Below are 16,459 nucleotides of genomic sequence, written 5' to 3' on the forward strand. Positions count from 1 at the left end.
TGACAAACGCCATGTACTGCTTTTTTTAATTCGCTTTTTTCGCCATTTCCTGAGAGGTTTTTACTCTCGCTTTTCCCATAAACAAAATGGTAACGGCCGCAATGACGATCGGCGCCAGCGCAAGCGTAAATACATATGTGATGCTTTGCGACATGGCGTCAATAATGCGATCCAGAATGTGCGGCGGAATATGAGCGCGCGTGCCGGCCTGGAAAATGTCCTGCGGATTTCCGATGTTCTGCATCGCGCCGCCCGCTCCTTTCATGCCGCTGAATGAATCTGTGAGCTTATTGGTAAACACATTCGTCTGGATGGTGCCGAAAATCGTCACACCGAGCGTCATACCGAATGATCTCAAAAACGAGTTTGTTGAGTTGGCGCTTCCACGATAACGCGGCTCCAGATCGTTCATGGACGCGGCCGGCAGCAGTGAGAAGTTGAAGCCGACGCCGAATCCTGAGATCAGCATGAATACCGTCAGCATCGTACGCGCCGTATCCGGTGTCATATTGGAAAGCAGCAGCATTCCGATAAAGAAAGCGACCACGGAAATCAGCATTAAATTGCGGAACCGCACTTTCGTCTGGAAAATTCCGCCGATCATACTTCCGATAACAGAACCGATCATCATCGGCGTCAAAATAAAGCCCGCGCTTGTCGCAGTGCTTCCGTACACAGCCTGAACGAAGATCGGGATAAACACCGCTAGGATGACGAACGTGGCTCCGTAAAGGAACGCCAGAATCTGTGCCGTGGCAAATAAACGGTTTTTAAACATCCAAAATGAGATAATCGGTTCTTCCGCTTTTCTTTCCACAATAAAAAAGGCGATAAAGAACACGGCGAACACAGCGAACAGACCGATGATCTGCACGGAGTTCCAATCATACGTTTTTCCGCCGAGCTCAAGAGCGAACATCAGACCGACAATGGAAACCACCAGCGTAATTGCGCCAGCCCAGTCGATTTTCTGCTTCCTGTGTTCAAGGGATTCTTTATAATAACGAAGAATGAAAAACAATGATAAAATACCGATCGGCACGTTGATGTAAAACACCCAGTGCCAGCTGATGGAGTCGGTAATGAGCGCGCCTAAAAGCGGCCCGAGAACGCTGGACAGGCCGAAAACGGCACCGAACATGCCCGACATTTTTCCGCGTTTTTCCGGCGGAAATAAATCAAAAATGATCGTGAAGGCGATCGGCATCAGCGCGCCTCCGCCGATTCCCTGAATGACGCGGTAAATAATGAGCTGATCCATTGTTTGGGCGATTCCGCATAATGCAGATCCGATTAAGAAAAGAATAAGACCGAATAAAAAGAAACGTTTGCGTCCGTACATATCGGACAGTTTTCCGTAAATCGGCATACCGGCCATAACGGCTACCATGTATGATGCCGTCACCCACGCGAACTTATCGAAACTTCCGAGGTCCGCCACGATATTTCCCATCGCAGTGGCAACGATTGTATTATCCATAGCTGACATTAAAATGCCCAGCAAAAGACCGATGACGACAAACTTCGTCGAGGCGTCCTTCGCGGCTGTTTGTTCCATGCTTTTTCCTCCCATACTTACTTTTGATCATTAAATTTGCTATGATCATATTAGATTTGCCGAAAATTATCTTGATCGTCAAGATAAATTGATTTTATAGGGAGGCCTGTCAGTTGTCAACAAGAAATACCAGAAGCGAGACGGAGGAAACCGCGATACAGTTATTCCGGAAGATGGCCACAAGGACGATCCTGTTTCATCAGGCGGCCGCTCAATCTCTCGGTCTGTTTCCGACCGATTTGAAATCAGCTGATATCTTAAATGAAGCAGGCCCGATGACCGCAGGCGAGCTTGGGAAAAAAACCGGCCTCAGCACAGGTTCGGTAACGGCGCTCATTGACCGGCTCGAAAAAGCGGGATATGTCATGAGGAAAAAAGACCCGGAAGACAAACGGCGGGTGATCATCGTGCCGCTGACAGCCGGAAAAGCGAATGTGAAGCAATTGTTCAGCTCCTTATCCCAGTCCACGATCAGCCTTTGCCGGCAATATAAAGAAGAAGAACTGCAGCTGATATTCGATTTTTTAGGAAAAGCGACGGACATGATGGAAGACGAGCTTGAGAAATTAAAATAAGAAAAGATACATTAGGAGACAACATCGTTATACAGTGTATCCTAGTGTATCTTTCGATTAGAGTAATATTTTTTTAAAAAAGCTTCTAAGGGCATTATATTCCTCTAGACTATTAAATTTATAATTAAAACCAGTCTCTTTATCTTTTAAAGATACAATATCGAGTTGTAGATCATGAAGAACAGTGCAATCATTTTTAATATTTTGGTGAATGTGGTTATTTTGATGAACATCATTTATCTTTAATCGTTTGCTAGAGCTTTTTAGTTCGGAAAACTTTGTAAGCTGCTCTCTCGAAAATAATAAATGTCCAGCTTTGTTTTTATGAGGGATAATATTGTATACTTTTGCCCACTTCCTAATATTCCATGGCTGCACATTGAGTTTTTTGCTAATTTCTTGAGTCGTGAAAAGGTCTTCAGAATTATCGGCATTTAAAGAATAGGGTTCCCGGTTTATAGAAGGAATTTCTTTCGCTAACTTTTTGAGTTTTTGTTGTGTTTCTAGTGTATTTAGTTCTTTCAGAGTACAGACATAAAGGTTGCATTGTCTATAATCGTATACATCATCTGAAATGAAGGTTACTTGCTGAGAAGTACCATCTGTTGAATTATGAAGGTTTTTTAGAAATCTTTTTAAGCATATTGGTTTACCGTCTAAGTACATAACTACTCTATAAAAACCTCTCCTTTTATCGTGTATCAGGCTCCAAGTTCCAGAGAGACTAGATACCCTAGGGAAATCATTTGTGTCTATAGAAATTTCTTTGATTATACCTGATCTTTTATTTAGGCAATAGATTATAGTTTCGCCATTTTTTGTATGGGAAAATTCATTTATCATATATCAGTTCATCCCTTTTATGGTTTTATTTAGGCATTTTCATTTTATGGTATTCGACTAAGTTTGACAATACTTTGTATGAAGTTACTCTGAAGATCGGTTAAAGTTTAACGGCATTAGGCGGCATAGTAGCCTTAATCCCTGAATAACTTGTACAAGTGACATTTATGAGGGGGAAGCCAATGAACATCTTTTTAAGCTACATCGTTCTCGGGCTGTCATTGTCAGCACCTGTCGGCCCGGTCAATGCGGCGCAAATTGACAAAGGCATCAAAAACGGCTTTTGGCATGCATGGATTTTCGGTCTTGGCGCCATGGCCGCGGACGGGCTGTATATGATTCTGATCTATTTCGGGCTGTCTCAATTTTTGACCGCTCCTTTTGTAAAAACGTTTTTGTGGCTCTTCGGTTTTTTCGTGCTGACCTATACGGGGGTCGAAACGTTAAAAAATATAAGGGAAGCCATGAATGTCAGAAGCGGAAAAGGAAAACCGGCTTTTTACAAAACATTCGGCGCGGGATTTTTTATTTCTCTTTCCAATCCGCTGAGCATTTTATTCTGGCTCGGCATATACGGGAGCATTCTCGCCAAAACCGCTGAATCCTTCGATGCAAATCAGCTTTTGATTTACAGCTCCGGCATTCTTCTCGGCATTTTGATCTGGGATTTCTGCATGGCGGTCGCTGCGAGCACTTTCAGAAATCTCCTTCATGAAACAGCGCTTCGCTGGCTCACGGGAGCGGCGGGTGTGTCTTTAATCGTTTTCGGGTTTTATTTCGGATGGCAGGGGATTCAAATGCTCATCTCATAAATAGAAGAGTCACCCATCGCCTATCTCCGTCATAACGTATCATGACGATACTGGAGGTGGGCCGATGGCGAGCGGGCTGTACACAAAAAGTTGCCTTGAGGAAAAGTTATTGGATCTGCCAAATTGGCAGAGAATCGCTTTTGAGCTTCTATCAGAAAAAATAGGCGATAAAGCGGATACGTTTCCGTGCATTCCCGGACGTCAGGGATTTTTGACAGATCAGCTCCGGATATCCTTTGCGGGTGATCCCCGCGAAGACGGAACCCCGGAGGAAGTGGGGATGCTGCTGTCCGAGTACGGAAAGATCTCAAGGGATACCGGAAGATACGCGTCGCTGCTTGTGATTTTTGATACGCCTGAGGATTTAGCTGAGCATTATTCCATTGAGGCGTATGAAGAGCTGTTCTGGTCTTTTTTAAACCGGCTGAGCGGCTGCGACCCGAATGACTGGCCGGAAGACATGCCGGAAGACCCTGAACATTATAAATGGGAGTTCTGCTTTGACGGCGAGCCGTATTTTATTCTGTGCGCGACGCCTGCGCATGAAGCGAGACAAAGCAGAAGCTTCCCGTTTTTTATGCTGGCGTTTCAGCCGAGATGGGTTTTCGAAGGATTAAATGATTCAACCGCGTTCGGACGAAACATGAGCCGGCTGATCAGAAAACGCTTAGAGGCGTATGATGAAGCCCCTCTTCATCCCCGATTGGGGTGGTACGGAGGAAAAGACAATTTAGAATGGAAGCAATATTTCCTCCGTGATGATGAGACGCAAGTGTCAAAGTGTCCCTTTTCTTATTTGAAAAGACTGTTTAAACCGACGAAATAAGCTATGATCCGGCAGGGCTGTGTCCCTGCTTTTTTTGTACGATCCATGTCACGATCGCAATGACGGCGAGAAAACAAAGGCTGACCAGAAAACCGGGCCGGCTCGATTTCTCAAACAGCGTCCCGGAGACGGCCGCGACAATCAGCACAAGGGCGATAAAAATCTGTGCGGTTCCCATCTTTGTCGTTTCGAGCAGTTTCTTGCCCGAGAACAAAATGAACAGCCACGTATAAAGAAGCATCAGACCCGCCGCGGTTGTCATGTGTTCATATATATTTTTCGGCAGCACCAATGACAGGATGATGGAGACGATGAGTCCGGCAAACGTCAATCCGAGCGCAGGCCAGCAGATTTTTTTGTTTTCCTTTAATCTGAAGCATTTCGGCGCATCCCCGTCATCGGCCATTGTACAAAGCAATGTCGTCACGGCAAACAGCGAGGCGACGAGCGTGGAAAATCCCGCAATAATAAAAATCCCGTTAAAAATATCAAGAATGATATCTAAATGAAAACCCTTCAGCGATGTAATAAACGGGCTGTCCTGCTCGGTGAATTTGCCCAGCGGCACTAACAGCAGCGCCAGGCCGAGAGAAATGACGTAAATCACCGCAAGTACGGCAAGCATCAGCCGGCCTGATTTTGAGGCTTCCTCCGGTTTTTTCAAGTGTACGGTCATCAGCCCCAAGACTTCAATTCCTCCGAAGGCGTAAAACGCATAAATCAGTCCCGTCCATAACCCCATCGCGCCGTGCGGGAACAAATCCTTTGATTCGTTCGGCACCTGCACATCCGGTTTATGAGAAAATATACCGCACAGCGCCAATATGGCGATCACGATAAACATAAAAATCGCCGCCGTCTTGACAACAGCGAGCACATTTTCCGTTTTTTGAAAAACGGACAGCCCCGTAAATATAATCAAAAGACCGAGCACCGCATAGATGGAGGCGAAAATCCACAGCGGAACATTCGGAAACCAATGCTTCGTAAACAGCGAGATCGCTGTCAGCTGGCTTCCCGTGATCAGCATCTCGGACGACCAGTACACCCATCCGTTGCTGAAACCGGCCCAAGTGCCGAAAGCCTTTCTCGCATAAGCGCAAAAAGACCCCTTTTCGGGCTGTTTAGCCGAAAGCTTCGCGAGCTGCTCAAAGACAAAATAGGTGCCAAGCCCGGCAATAAGAAATGAGATCAGCGCGGAATATCCGCTTTTGACAATAGCGATGCTGGACCCGAGAAAAAATCCCGTCCCGATTGTGCAGCCGACGCCGATTAAGGAGAGCTGCCACCAAGCGAGATTCCCTTTAGGCTGGTCCTGTGATTTACCCATGAAGTTCAACCCCTTTATCAAAGCTTAGATTGCGGCCGTCAGAAGGGGAATATACATCCAATAAATTGCTTTACATGAAACAAACGGCCGGAGTTCATAATAGAAGAAAAAAAGGAGCAGTCTGATGACACAGCAATTTATCGTACCGCCGAAAAAAGGGCTTGGTCTGAAGGTTCACAAAGGGCAGATTATAAAAGTTGTCGATGTGGAAGGACAGCAGGTGGCTGATTTTACGGCGTATCATGCCAAGGACTTTTATGAACATCTTGATCAGGGCGCGACGATCGATGCCAACCAGTCCATTCATGTAAAAACGGGTGATCATATTTATTCGAATTTATACAAGCCGATGCTGACGCTGATTGAGGATACAGTCGGCAAGCATGACCTGCTGCTTCCCGCCTGCCGTCCGGATATGAACAGGCTTTTATACGGAAAGCATAAAGACGAGCTCCAGGATACGTGCTATGACAATATGAGCGGAGCGCTTGAACCATTCGGGGTGCCGCGGCCGCATATGCATTACCCATTCGCCATTTTTATGAACACGGTGCTCGATGAGAAAGGGAACTTATCAGTCGAAACGCCTCTTTCTGACGCGGGTGATTATGTACGGCTCCGTGCGGAAATGGATCTCGTCGTGGCGTTTTCATCCTGTCCGATCGAAAAAGGAAAATGCAACGGCGACAGCATCACGGCGCTGCGGGTGGAAATCAGCTGATCCCGGTGTATTTGATTCACTTAAAATCTGCACCTGTGCTATATTTAACAGAGAGTCGTACATAGTGGTATGATTCATTTTCACCATGAACGGGAAATGGATCATAAAGAAACAATGCAGGAGGAGTGATTGGGATGAGCATCCAGAAACAAATTATGAATGATCTCCATGTAAAGCCCTCAATTGATCCGAAACAAGAAATTGAGGACAGAGTGAACTTTCTGAAACAATATTTGAAAAAAACAGGTGCCAAAGGCTTTGTGCTCGGCATCAGCGGGGGGCAGGATTCCACGCTTGCGGGACGCCTCGCCCAATTGGCGGCGGAGAGCATCAGAGAAGAAGGCGGAAATGCGGAATTTATCGCCGTCCGGCTTCCGCACGGCACACAGCAGGATGAGGATGACGCCCAATTGGCGCTCAAATTCATTAAACCTGATAAATCATGGACATTTGATATTAAGTCCGCTGTCAGCGCGTTCGCTGATCAGTACAAAAAAGACACGGGCGATCAGCTGTCTGACTTTAACAAAGGAAATGTAAAGGCCAGAATGAGAATGATCGCTCAATATGCCATCGGCGGACAAGAGGGGCTGCTTGTCATCGGAACCGACCATGCGGCCGAGGCAGTGACCGGTTTCTTCACGAAATACGGTGACGGCGGAGCTGATCTGCTGCCGCTGACCGGATTAACGAAACGCCAGGGCAGACGTTTATTAGAAGAGCTCGGTGCGCCGGAGCGCCTGTATTTGAAATTACCGACGGCCGATCTGCTTGATGAAAAACCGCAGCAGACTGATGAGACCGAACTCGGCATCACATACAATGACATTGATGATTATTTAGAAGGCAAGGACGTTTCTTCCAAAGTGATTGAGGCGCTGGAAAAACGCTACCTCAGTACGGAGCACAAGCGCCAGGTGCCGGCATCAATGTTTGATGATTGGTGGAAATAGAATGAAAAAAACCTCCCTTTTGAAAGGGAGGTTTTTGTTTATCTCATTTTTATTTATCTACACTTTCATAAATCCCTACCCAATAGCCTTTGCTGCTGTCATAGTATTTGCTTTTGAAAATCCACGTTGTTCCATCTAAAACGAAAGAAGCAGCGAAGTTGCCGTTAGGGCTTTGAACGAGCTTGATGGCATTAATGCCGGCATCTGCTTTCGTTGAGATTGGGCTATTTTCCACGGATGCTGTTGGTGATGCGGCAAAGGCAGGAGCGGCAGACATCAGTAAGGCAAGAGACAGCGCAGAACCGGTTAACACTTTTTTGAATTTCATTTCGAGCACTCCCTTTTCAAATGAAATGTATTACAGTGTTAATAATTAGATTATTATCCATAAAATCCCTTCTATGTTTCTAAAATTTTTTTCTTAATTTGAAAAAACATCCCTTCAGAGGGGCTTTTTATTTATTGATCCATTTGCATGGATCAGGGACATGTTTTCAAAACGTTTTTTTATTTGATACGGATATGATTCAGCTTCACCATCAATCTGTCGGTGAATCTTCGAAGGCTGCCTCTCGAATCAGGCTCAAAAGGCAGATTTGCTTGGGCAGCGATCGTTTCTGCGACCTGCTGAATAGACATTTGGTCTGTATGGAGATGTTCTGTGAAGAGGCTATCAGACAGGCTGTTGATGCAGCGGTCGATTTGTTTTGCGGCCCAGGAGTTTTTTCCTTCCGCTCTGGTGCGCAGGCGTTTCAGCAATGTTTCCTTTGAAGCCAGCAGGGTAAAGTGGTGAATGGTCCGGCCATCCTGTCTCAGCCTGCTGATAATGTCATGGAAGTATTGATCGTTCGTAATGGTCATGGGCACAATGATGATGCCCTGATATGTATCTGACAAATAGGAAAGCATGCTGTAATTGAATTCCCGCCACAGAGGGTAGCTTTGAAAGTCATCTTCAGCGATATCCGGCGGTATCATCGAACGCATCGCAAACCCCATCTTTTCAGGATCATATACGTAAGACGATTTCAGCCTTCTGTGCAGTTCAAACGCTGTTTGTGTTTTTCCGGAACCGAAAGCCCCATTTATCCAAATGATCATCATGATATCCCCCTTTTTGTTTATGATACAAAAAAAGACCCTTCGATCGAAGAGTCAGCGGGAAAAAACGGACGTATATTCGCGGAGCGATTCCTTTATATGCGTAAAGGCATGTTCTCCAAAATACTCAAGAGAAACATAACCGTCATATTGTCTGTTCATCAGCTCTTTTAAAAATGCTTTTTGATCGAGATCTCCTTGAAAAATCGGAGTTGGCTTGCTGAGATACCAGTTGTCAAAATTCCAGTGATAGTTTTTCAGATGAATGTGGCTGACGGTATGATACAGTTTTTCTAAAGCGGACATTTGGTCAACGTGATTGACGTGTAGGTTGGAGCCGTCAAAAATGGTGCGGACCCGCGGATGTCCGACATCCTCCAAAAATGCCAGCGCCGCCTCCGGTGTATCCGCGTACGTATCGTAATGAATCTCAAGCCCGATATCGACTTCATAGTCATCTGCGAGCCGTGCCGCCTGCTGAAATTGATCAACCGCACGCTGCCACTTTTCCGGTGATGTCCGATGCGAAGGAAGATTGCCGGCAAAGACTCTGATCAAGGGACTGCGCAGCTGTCGTGCCGCGCTTAATGCCCTTTGAACATCCTTTAACGCCTGCCTTTCATCCTGAGTGGCGAAGTCAGTGTACAAACTGACGGCAGGCACCCCGATTCCTTCCTCCTGAAGCTGCTGATCAAGCCTGTCGAGCGGGCCGATTTCCTCTATATATTGTTTAGCGTGTCCGTACCACAGTTCGATTCCCTCAAAGGAGTGCTCCTTCGCGAAAGAAATGACGTCGAAAATATGCTTTTTTTTAAATCCTGTCGTGCAAAAACTCAGTTTCATCGGTAATCCTCCCGTAACTGTCTATCATATGTGTACTTTTTCCCCGGGTGCGATACGGATAAACAGATGAAAAGGGCAGACACTTTTTTATAAGCGGGGTGTGTCTGCATCAGGTCAGTGCGACACACAAATTGTTTAGCGCTTTTTTGCGTCAAAGTATTAAATAATTGACCGAAGTGTTGTACAATTAATTTCATTCGAGTAAGGGGGAGAAGCCATTGAAAAATGAAACGGAGCTGACGGACTTCAGTCCCGTCCGCAATAAACCGACTCGCGCTCGTTATGTGATACTGATTCTTTTGTTTTTTATCACTGCGATTAATTATATAGACCGTGCCAGTGTATCCATCGCCGCCCCGTCCATTCAGACATCGCTGAACATAAGCCCCGCGCTTTTGGGCGTCGTCTTTTCCGCATTCAGCTGGACCTATACGGGAATGCAGATTCCCGGCGGGCTCATTTTGGACAAATTCGGGTCAAAACGAACGTACGGCGTTTCTTTATTGATCTGGTCTGTTTTCACCGGAGTGCAGGCTTTTGCGGCCAGTTTCGGATTTTTATTCGGCTGCCGCCTGATTATCGGGCTGGCTGAATCGCCTGCGTTTCCGGCAAACAACCGGATTGTCACGACATGGTTTCCAAGGCGGGAACGCGCCTTTGCGACGGGTGCTTATACGGCGGGGGAATATGTGGGGCTGGCGTTCGCCACACCGGTTTTATTCTGGGTGTTAACGGCATTTGACTGGCGCGCCGTCTTTATTTCCTCAGGGGTGCTCGGGCTTGTTTTCTCCATTTTCTGGTTCAAAATGTATCACGAGCCGAATCGGTGCCGGAAAGTGAACCGGGAGGAGCTTGATTATATTAGAGAAGGCGGCGGACTGACAGAGGTGTCAGAATCAGCCGGCAGGATCACGTGGCCGGATTTCGTCCAGCTTCTTAAATACCGCAAGCTTGTCGGCTTGTATATCGGCCAATTCGCCGTAGCCTCCACGCTGTTCTTCTTTTTGACATGGTTTCCGACTTATCTGGCGGAGGCAAAGCACATGGCTTTCTTAAAAGTCGGCTTCGCCGCATCAATTCCGTATATCGCCGCCTTTTTCGGCGTATTGTTCGGCGGATATTGGTCTGACGGAATGATGAAACGGGGCGTGTCGGTGAACGTTGCCCGGAAAACGCCCGTCATCCTCGGTCTTCTGCTGACAGGCTCCATCGTGCTCGCGAATGTTACGGATTCTGCTCCTGCGGTTTTGACGATCTTATCCATTGCTTCTTTTGCGCAGGGCATGTCCAATATATCCTGGACGATGCTGAGTGAGGTGGCGCCAAGCGAGACAATCGGATTGGCTGGAGGCGTGTTTAACTTTTTCGCCAATATGGCCGGTATTATCACCCCGCTTATCATCGGGTTTATCGTTTCTGCGACCGGTTCATATAACGGAGCGATTCTGTTTGTCGGCGCTGTCGCATTTATCGGGGCATTTTCTTATATTTTCATTGTCGGAAAGGTGGAACGCATTACGCTCCGATAGAAAGAAAAACTCATCTCTTCTTAATAAAGGATGGGTTTTCTTTCATTGCATTATCTCTATATTTCAATATTGAGTTATCATATAATAAACATAACTTTTTCATTTCTTAGGAGGATTTCGCCGAAGATGAACGCAAAACGTGCCATTCCCGTAAGAGAAAGAAATATCGTACTGATCGGATTCATGGGTGTCGGAAAGACAACAATCGGCCAGCTGGTCGCTAAGAAATTATACAGAGACTTCATTGATATTGACCTGCAGATTGAGAAAGATTTCAAGATGTCCATCCCGGAAATGTTTGAGAAAAAAGGTGAAGCCTTTTTCCGTCAGACTGAAAAGGACTATATATTAGATATCTGCCGCAATACAAAATTCAAGATCGTGTCACTTGGGGGCGGTTCGTTTAAACAAGAGGAAATCAGACAGTGCTGCCTTGAAAACTGTCTCGTGCTCCATCTTGATCTATCATGGGAGAATTGGAAGCAGCGGGCTGATCTGCTGATTGAAAGCCGTCCCGTTCTGCATAACCGTTCCATGGATGAAATGCAGCAGCTCTTTAACGAGCGCCAAAGCATCTATGATAAACATAATTCAAAAGTGGCGACGGATAATCTGGAACCAGAAGAAATAGCCGATTATATCGTAGAAACGTTAAAAATCGGCTGGGACCTGTATCAGCCGATGTAAAAAGAGCCGTGACGCTGTGAGCGCACGGCTTTTTTGTTTTTAAACAAACGTTTATTAAAATGTTTAGAAAATGAGTGCAAAATCGTGTTAAGATAGAGTCAGAAAATTAAATCTTATAAAACAAAGGAGAATAATCGGATATGCAATTATACGACTTGCCGCTCGACCAACTGCAAACCTATAAACCAAATAAAACCGCTCCTCATGACTTTTCGGATTTTTGGGCATCATCATTACATGAGCTTGCAAAGGAAGAGGCAAAGCCTGAATTGAAGGCTGAAAGCTACCCGGCTGACGGTGTGAAAGTATTCCGGCTGACATACCGAAGCTTCGGCAAGGCGGAAATTGAGGGATGGTACGCCGTTCCCGACCGGCAAGGACCGCATCCGGCCATCGTGAAATATCACGGCTATAACGCGAGCTATGACGGGGATATACATGACATCGTAAATTGGGCGCTTCACGGATATGCCGCGTTCGGCATGCTTGTCCGCGGTCAGCACAGCAGCACAGATACAAGCGTCTCACCGCACGGACACGTTCCCGGCTGGATGACGAAAGGGATTTTAGATAAAGATACATATTATTACCGAGGCGTGTACTTAGACGCCGTCCGGGCTTTGGAAGTCATCAGCGGCTTTGATGAAGTGGACGAAACGAGGATCGCCGTCATCGGCGGGAGCCAGGGAGGCGGACTTTCAATCGCCGCGGCGGCACTATCTGACATTCCGAGAGCGGTTGCGGCCGATTATCCTTATTTAAGCAATTTTGAGCGGGCCATTGATGTCGCTCTTGATGAGCCGTATCTTGAGATTAACTCCTTTTTCAGAAAGAACGGCAGCCCTGAAACGGAAAAGGCCGCGATGAATACACTGGCCTATTTTGATATCATGAATCTGGCGGACCGCGTAAAAGTTCCGGTGCTCATGTCCATCGGGCTGATTGACCGTGTGACTCCGCCGTCGACGGTGTTTGCCGCTTACAATCATCTGGAAACGGAAAAAGAATTGAAGGTTTACCGGTATTTCGGACATGAATACATACCTTCTTTCCATACGGAAAAGCTGGCCTTTCTGAAAGCGCATCTGAAAGGCTGACGACAGCGAAAAGCCCAAGTACTTGGGCTTTTTTCAGGAATGATCACGGAAAAGGACGGATACAGATGGAACAAAAGATCATCGAAGAATTAAAACGAATTGAAGCACAGCACGGCGTCAAGGTGCTTTATGCCGTAGAATCAGGGAGCCGCGCATGGGGATTTCCGTCAAGCGACAGCGACTACGATGTGCGGTTTCTCTATGTGCCGAAAAAAGAATGGTACTTTTCGATCGAACCGCATAGGGATGTCATAGAAGAGCCGATTCATGACATGCTTGACATCAGCGGCTGGGAACTGAGAAAAGCGCTTAGGCTTTTTAAAAAATCAAATCCGCCTCTTTTGGAATGGCTCTCTTCTGAGATGATCTATTATGAAGCTTTCTCAGCGGCTGAAAAGCTTCGAAAACTGAAAAACCGCGCCTTTTCGCCTGAAGCCGGCATCTATCATTATCTCAATATGGCAAAACGGAATGAAAAAACGGAATTGCGAGGCAGGGAAGTGAAGATTAAAAAGTATTTTTATGTACTGCGTCCTCTCCTTGCCTGCAGATGGATTGAAACGTTCGGCTCCGTACCGCCGATGTCATTTCCCGTACTGGCCGATGCCTTATTGACGGATGAAGCGCTCATTTCTGAAATCAATACACTGCTTACAAGGAAAAAAAGCGGTCAGGAGCTGGCTCCGGAACCGAGAAATACGATGATTCATGCGTTTATAGAAGAAGAAATAGAACGAATCGGGCACTATGTCAAAACGATCAAAACGCCGAAACCTGACATAACGGAGGAACTGAATCAGCTATTGATTCAGACCGTCGAAGAGGCGTGGGGGTAAAAAGGCGGAAATTGACGATTGCCGTCATTTCCGTCCGCCATTTTTCGGCATAATCGCCTGCTATCTAAGAAGCTGATTGTGGTAAAACCACAAAAATTTATCAGAATCTTTGTATTTTTAGAATATTGTGAGAGGATGTTTTGTCCATTTACAATAGACTCATACAAATACTTCTTAGATTGCGGGGTGTTAAGGTTGGAAGTGATTACAAGAGATTTTTTCTTATTTTTATCCAAGAGCAGCTTTCTCAATAAGATGGCGCGAAGCTGGGGAAGCCGTGTGGCAGCCGGCAAAATCATCGGAGGAATGGATTTCCGCAGTTCTATCCCGACAATCCGACATTTGAACAGCCAAGGGCTGTCAGTTACTGTCGATCATTTGGGGGAATTTGTCAACAGCGGTGATGTCGCGAAAGAACGCACCGAGGAGTGCATGCAGACCATCGCCTTAATCGCTGATGAACAGCTGAATTCCCAAGTGTCATTAAAAATGACGTCTTTAGGTCTTGATATAGATCTCGATCTTGTCTATGAAAATATGACGAAAATCCTCCAGACGGCTGAAAAACATAAAGTCATGGTGACGATTGACATGGAAGATGAAACGAGATGCCAGAAGACGCTGGATATCTTTAAAGACTTCCGGAGCCGGTATGAATATGTAAGCACCGTGGTGCAGGCTTATCTGTACAGAACGGAGAAGGATCTTGATGACCTCAGCCCGCTGAATCCGTTTCTGCGGCTTGTCAAAGGGGCCTATAAAGAATCGGAAAAGGTGGCCTATCCTGAAAAAAGCGATGTCGATGAAAATTATAAAAGACTCATCCGCAAACAGCTTTTAAAAGGACATTATACGGCAGTTGCCACGCATGATGACAAAATGATCGAGTTTACAAAACAGCTTGCCAAAGAGCACGGCATTCCAAACGACCGTTTTGAGTTTCAGATGCTGTACGGCATGCGCTCGCAAACCCAGCTCAGCCTGGTGGAAGAAGGTTACCGCATGAGAGTCTACCTGCCCTACGGGGATGACTGGTACGGCTATTTCATGAGACGGCTCGCCGAACGCCCCTCAAACATCGCATTCGCCTTTAAAGGGATGACTAAGAAGTAAAAAAGGGAGAGATGACAATGACTACACCTTATAAACACGAACCATTCACGAATTTCCAAGATCAATCGAACGTTGAAGAATTTAAGAAAGCGCTTGCGACGGTAAATGAATATCTGGGAAAAGATTATCCGCTCGTCATCAACGGTGAAAAGGTAGAGACGGAAGCGAAAATCGTTTCAATCAATCCGGCTGATAAAGAAGAAGTCGTCGGAAAAGTGTCAAAGGCGTCTCAGGAGCACGCGGAGCAGGCGATTGAAGCAGCTGCGAAAGCGTTCGAAGAGTGGAGATACACATCCCCTGAAGAAAGAGCGGCCGTTTTGTTCCGCGCAGCTGCCAAAGTCCGCCGCAGAAAGCACGAATTCTCCGCCCTGCTTGTCAAGGAAGCGGGAAAACCTTGGAACGAAGCTGATGCAGATACGGCTGAAGCGATTGACTTCATGGAGTATTATGCACGCCAAATGATCGAACTGGCAAAAGGCAAACCGGTCAACAGCCGTGAAGGCGAGAAAAACCAATATGTATACACGCCGACTGGAGTGACAGTTGTTATTCCGCCGTGGAACTTCTTGTTTGCGATCATGGCAGGAACAACAGTGGCGCCGATCGTTACTGGAAACACAGTGGTTCTAAAACCTGCGAGTGCTACACCTGTTATTGCAGCAAAATTTGTTGAAGTGCTTGAAGAGTCCGGATTGCCAAAAGGCGTAGTCAACTTTGTGCCGGGAAGCGGAGCAGAAGTAGGCGATTATCTTGTTGACCATCCGAAAACAAGCCTTATCACATTTACAGGATCACGTGAAGTCGGTACGAGAATTTTTGAACGCGCGGCAAAAGTGCAGCCGGGCCAGCAGCACTTAAAGCGTGTCATTGCTGAAATGGGCGGTAAAGATACGGTTGTTGTCGACGAGGACGCGGACATTGAATTAGCGGCTCAATCCATCTTTACATCAGCATTCGGCTTTGCCGGACAAAAATGTTCTGCAGGTTCACGTGCAGTTGTTCATGAAAAAGTGTATGATCAAGTATTAGAGCGTGTCATTGAAATTACGGAATCAAAAGTAACTGCTAAACCTGACAGTGCAGATGTTTATATGGGGCCTGTCATCGACCAAGGTTCTTACGACAAGATCATGAGCTACATTGAAATCGGAAAAGAAGAAGGCCGTTTAGTAAGCGGCGGCACCGGAGATGATTCAAAAGGCTACTTTATTAAGCCGACGATCTTCGCTGACCTTGATCCGAAAGCCAGACTCATGCAGGAAGAAATTTTCGGGCCTGTCGTGGCGTTTTCTAAAGTATCAAACTTTGATGAAGCTTTAGAAGTGGCCAACAATACTGAATATGGTTTGACAGGCGCGGTCATTACAAATAACCGCAAACATATTGAACGGGCGAAACAGGAATTCCATGTCGGCAACCTGTACTTCAACCGCAATTGTACGGGAGCGATTGTCGGCTACCATCCGTTCGGAGGCTTCAAAATGTCCGGCACTGATTCAAAAGCGGGCGGCCCGGATTACCTGGCTCTCCACATGCAGGCGAAAACAATCAGTGAAATGTTTTAAGAGGGACTGAATGGGCATCCTCCTCGCGGGGGGTGTCCATTTCACCATAAACATATAAAGCGGAGGAGGA

At 46.4% G+C, this 16,459-nt stretch carries 17 protein-coding genes; 11 read left to right on the forward strand and 6 right to left on the reverse strand.

All coding sequences use genetic code 11. From position 1 onward, the window contains the following. Positions 1-25: 25 nt before the first annotated feature. Positions 26-1,558 (reverse strand): MDR family MFS transporter, encoded by a 1,533-nt coding sequence (locus SB724_RS14470; RefSeq protein WP_044802729.1) that lies wholly within the window; start codon positions 1,556-1,558, stop codon positions 26-28. A 113-nt stretch (positions 1,559-1,671) separates the two neighbouring features. On the opposite strand from SB724_RS14470, the gene SB724_RS14475 reads away from it, so the two are divergent. After that, positions 1,672-2,133 carry a MarR family transcriptional regulator gene (locus SB724_RS14475; RefSeq protein ID WP_032872770.1) on the forward strand — a complete coding sequence of 154 codons (462 nt, stop codon included), beginning with the start codon at positions 1,672-1,674 and terminating at the stop codon, positions 2,131-2,133. A 57-nt stretch (positions 2,134-2,190) separates the two neighbouring features. On the opposite strand, the gene SB724_RS14480 is transcribed toward SB724_RS14475, so the two are convergent. Next, the gene (locus SB724_RS14480; RefSeq protein WP_410571677.1) at positions 2,191-2,976 is read right to left on the reverse strand and encodes a MerR family transcriptional regulator; all 786 of its coding nucleotides are present in this window, start codon (positions 2,974-2,976) and stop codon (positions 2,191-2,193) included. A gap of 182 nt (positions 2,977-3,158) precedes the next feature. On the opposite strand from SB724_RS14480, the gene SB724_RS14485 reads away from it, so the two are divergent. Continuing rightward, the gene (locus SB724_RS14485) at positions 3,159-3,788 is read left to right on the forward strand and encodes a LysE family translocator (RefSeq protein ID WP_003156625.1); all 630 of its coding nucleotides are present in this window, start codon (positions 3,159-3,161) and stop codon (positions 3,786-3,788) included. Positions 3,789-3,852: 64 nt separating this feature from the next. Next, entirely contained in the window at positions 3,853-4,614 is a 762-nt protein-coding gene (locus SB724_RS14490) for a YqcI/YcgG family protein (RefSeq protein ID WP_410571679.1), read from the forward strand. 1 nt (position 4,615) lies between these two features. On the opposite strand, the gene SB724_RS14495 is transcribed toward SB724_RS14490, so the two are convergent. Then, positions 4,616-5,944 carry an amino acid permease gene (locus SB724_RS14495; RefSeq protein ID WP_007609261.1) on the reverse strand — a complete coding sequence of 443 codons (1,329 nt, stop codon included), beginning with the start codon at positions 5,942-5,944 and terminating at the stop codon, positions 4,616-4,618. Positions 5,945-6,068: 124 nt separating this feature from the next. Between SB724_RS14495 and SB724_RS14500 the strand changes: the two genes are divergently transcribed. Beyond that, the gene (locus tag SB724_RS14500) at positions 6,069-6,665 is read left to right on the forward strand and encodes a DUF1989 domain-containing protein (protein WP_011996295.1); all 597 of its coding nucleotides are present in this window, start codon (positions 6,069-6,071) and stop codon (positions 6,663-6,665) included. Positions 6,666-6,799: 134 nt separating this feature from the next. Beyond that, a complete protein-coding gene (nadE, locus tag SB724_RS14505; protein ID WP_094032907.1) occupies positions 6,800-7,618 on the forward strand; it encodes an ammonia-dependent NAD(+) synthetase in 819 nt (272 codons plus the stop codon). 49 nt (positions 7,619-7,667) lie between these two features. Here the strand turns inward: nadE and SB724_RS14510 are convergent, their stop codons facing one another. The 3 genes from SB724_RS14510 to SB724_RS14520 all read right to left on the reverse strand — a co-directional run bounded on the left by SB724_RS14510 (position 7,668) and on the right by SB724_RS14520 (position 9,562). Further along, the gene (locus tag SB724_RS14510; protein ID WP_044802733.1) at positions 7,668-7,946 is read right to left on the reverse strand and encodes an antimicrobial peptide LCI; all 279 of its coding nucleotides are present in this window, start codon (positions 7,944-7,946) and stop codon (positions 7,668-7,670) included. A gap of 179 nt (positions 7,947-8,125) precedes the next feature. Continuing rightward, positions 8,126-8,719, reverse strand: coding sequence for a tunicamycin resistance ATP-binding TmrB (gene tmrB, locus SB724_RS14515; protein WP_410571756.1), 594 nt, complete (start codon positions 8,717-8,719; stop codon positions 8,126-8,128). A 54-nt stretch (positions 8,720-8,773) separates the two neighbouring features. After that, positions 8,774-9,562 (reverse strand): sugar phosphate isomerase/epimerase family protein, encoded by a 789-nt coding sequence (locus tag SB724_RS14520; protein ID WP_410571681.1) that lies wholly within the window; start codon positions 9,560-9,562, stop codon positions 8,774-8,776. A 218-nt stretch (positions 9,563-9,780) separates the two neighbouring features. Between SB724_RS14520 and SB724_RS14525 the strand changes: the two genes are divergently transcribed. The 6 genes from SB724_RS14525 (at position 9,781) to pruA (ending at position 16,389) form a co-directional block, all read left to right on the forward strand. Beyond that, positions 9,781-11,091, forward strand: a complete 1,311-nt coding sequence (locus SB724_RS14525; protein ID WP_007609271.1) for an MFS transporter — start codon at positions 9,781-9,783, stop codon at positions 11,089-11,091. Between the two features lie 126 nt (positions 11,092-11,217). After that, a complete protein-coding gene (locus tag SB724_RS14530) occupies positions 11,218-11,778 on the forward strand; it encodes a shikimate kinase (RefSeq protein WP_032872779.1) in 561 nt (186 codons plus the stop codon). Positions 11,779-11,918: 140 nt separating this feature from the next. Further along, a complete protein-coding gene (gene cah / locus SB724_RS14535; protein WP_007409374.1) occupies positions 11,919-12,875 on the forward strand; it encodes a cephalosporin C deacetylase in 957 nt (318 codons plus the stop codon). A gap of 65 nt (positions 12,876-12,940) precedes the next feature. Then, positions 12,941-13,711, forward strand: a complete 771-nt coding sequence (locus SB724_RS14540; RefSeq protein ID WP_061581744.1) for a nucleotidyltransferase domain-containing protein — start codon at positions 12,941-12,943, stop codon at positions 13,709-13,711. Between the two features lie 201 nt (positions 13,712-13,912). Continuing rightward, a complete protein-coding gene (locus SB724_RS14545) occupies positions 13,913-14,824 on the forward strand; it encodes a proline dehydrogenase family protein (RefSeq protein WP_087920787.1) in 912 nt (303 codons plus the stop codon). Positions 14,825-14,841: 17 nt separating this feature from the next. Next, the gene (pruA, locus tag SB724_RS14550) at positions 14,842-16,389 is read left to right on the forward strand and encodes an L-glutamate gamma-semialdehyde dehydrogenase (RefSeq protein WP_011996302.1); all 1,548 of its coding nucleotides are present in this window, start codon (positions 14,842-14,844) and stop codon (positions 16,387-16,389) included. The last annotated feature ends 70 nt before the right edge of the window (positions 16,390-16,459 follow it).

This window comes from Bacillus sp. SIMBA_031 (assembly GCF_046535225.1).
Taxonomy (GTDB): domain Bacteria; phylum Bacillota; class Bacilli; order Bacillales; family Bacillaceae; genus Bacillus; species Bacillus velezensis.

Coding starts and splice junctions, on each gene's coding strand:
- SB724_RS14470 (WP_044802729.1), bottom strand. CDS start 1,558: ATGGAACAAACAGCCGCGAAGGACGCCTCGACGAAGTTTGTCGTCATC.
- SB724_RS14480 (WP_410571677.1), bottom strand. CDS start 2,976: ATGATAAATGAATTTTCCCATACAAAAAATGGCGAAACTATAATCTAT.
- SB724_RS14485 (WP_003156625.1), top strand. CDS start 3,159: ATGAACATCTTTTTAAGCTACATCGTTCTCGGGCTGTCATTGTCAGCA.
- SB724_RS14490 (WP_410571679.1), top strand. CDS start 3,853: ATGGCGAGCGGGCTGTACACAAAAAGTTGCCTTGAGGAAAAGTTATTG.
- SB724_RS14495 (WP_007609261.1), bottom strand. CDS start 5,944: ATGGGTAAATCACAGGACCAGCCTAAAGGGAATCTCGCTTGGTGGCAG.
- SB724_RS14500 (WP_011996295.1), top strand. CDS start 6,069: ATGACACAGCAATTTATCGTACCGCCGAAAAAAGGGCTTGGTCTGAAG.
- nadE (WP_094032907.1), top strand. CDS start 6,800: ATGAGCATCCAGAAACAAATTATGAATGATCTCCATGTAAAGCCCTCA.
- SB724_RS14510 (WP_044802733.1), bottom strand. CDS start 7,946: ATGAAATTCAAAAAAGTGTTAACCGGTTCTGCGCTGTCTCTTGCCTTA.
- tmrB (WP_410571756.1), bottom strand. CDS start 8,719: ATGATCATTTGGATAAATGGGGCTTTCGGTTCCGGAAAAACACAAACA.
- SB724_RS14520 (WP_410571681.1), bottom strand. CDS start 9,562: ATGAAACTGAGTTTTTGCACGACAGGATTTAAAAAAAAGCATATTTTC.
- SB724_RS14530 (WP_032872779.1), top strand. CDS start 11,218: ATGAACGCAAAACGTGCCATTCCCGTAAGAGAAAGAAATATCGTACTG.
- cah (WP_007409374.1), top strand. CDS start 11,919: ATGCAATTATACGACTTGCCGCTCGACCAACTGCAAACCTATAAACCA.
- SB724_RS14540 (WP_061581744.1), top strand. CDS start 12,941: ATGGAACAAAAGATCATCGAAGAATTAAAACGAATTGAAGCACAGCAC.
- pruA (WP_011996302.1), top strand. CDS start 14,842: ATGACTACACCTTATAAACACGAACCATTCACGAATTTCCAAGATCAA.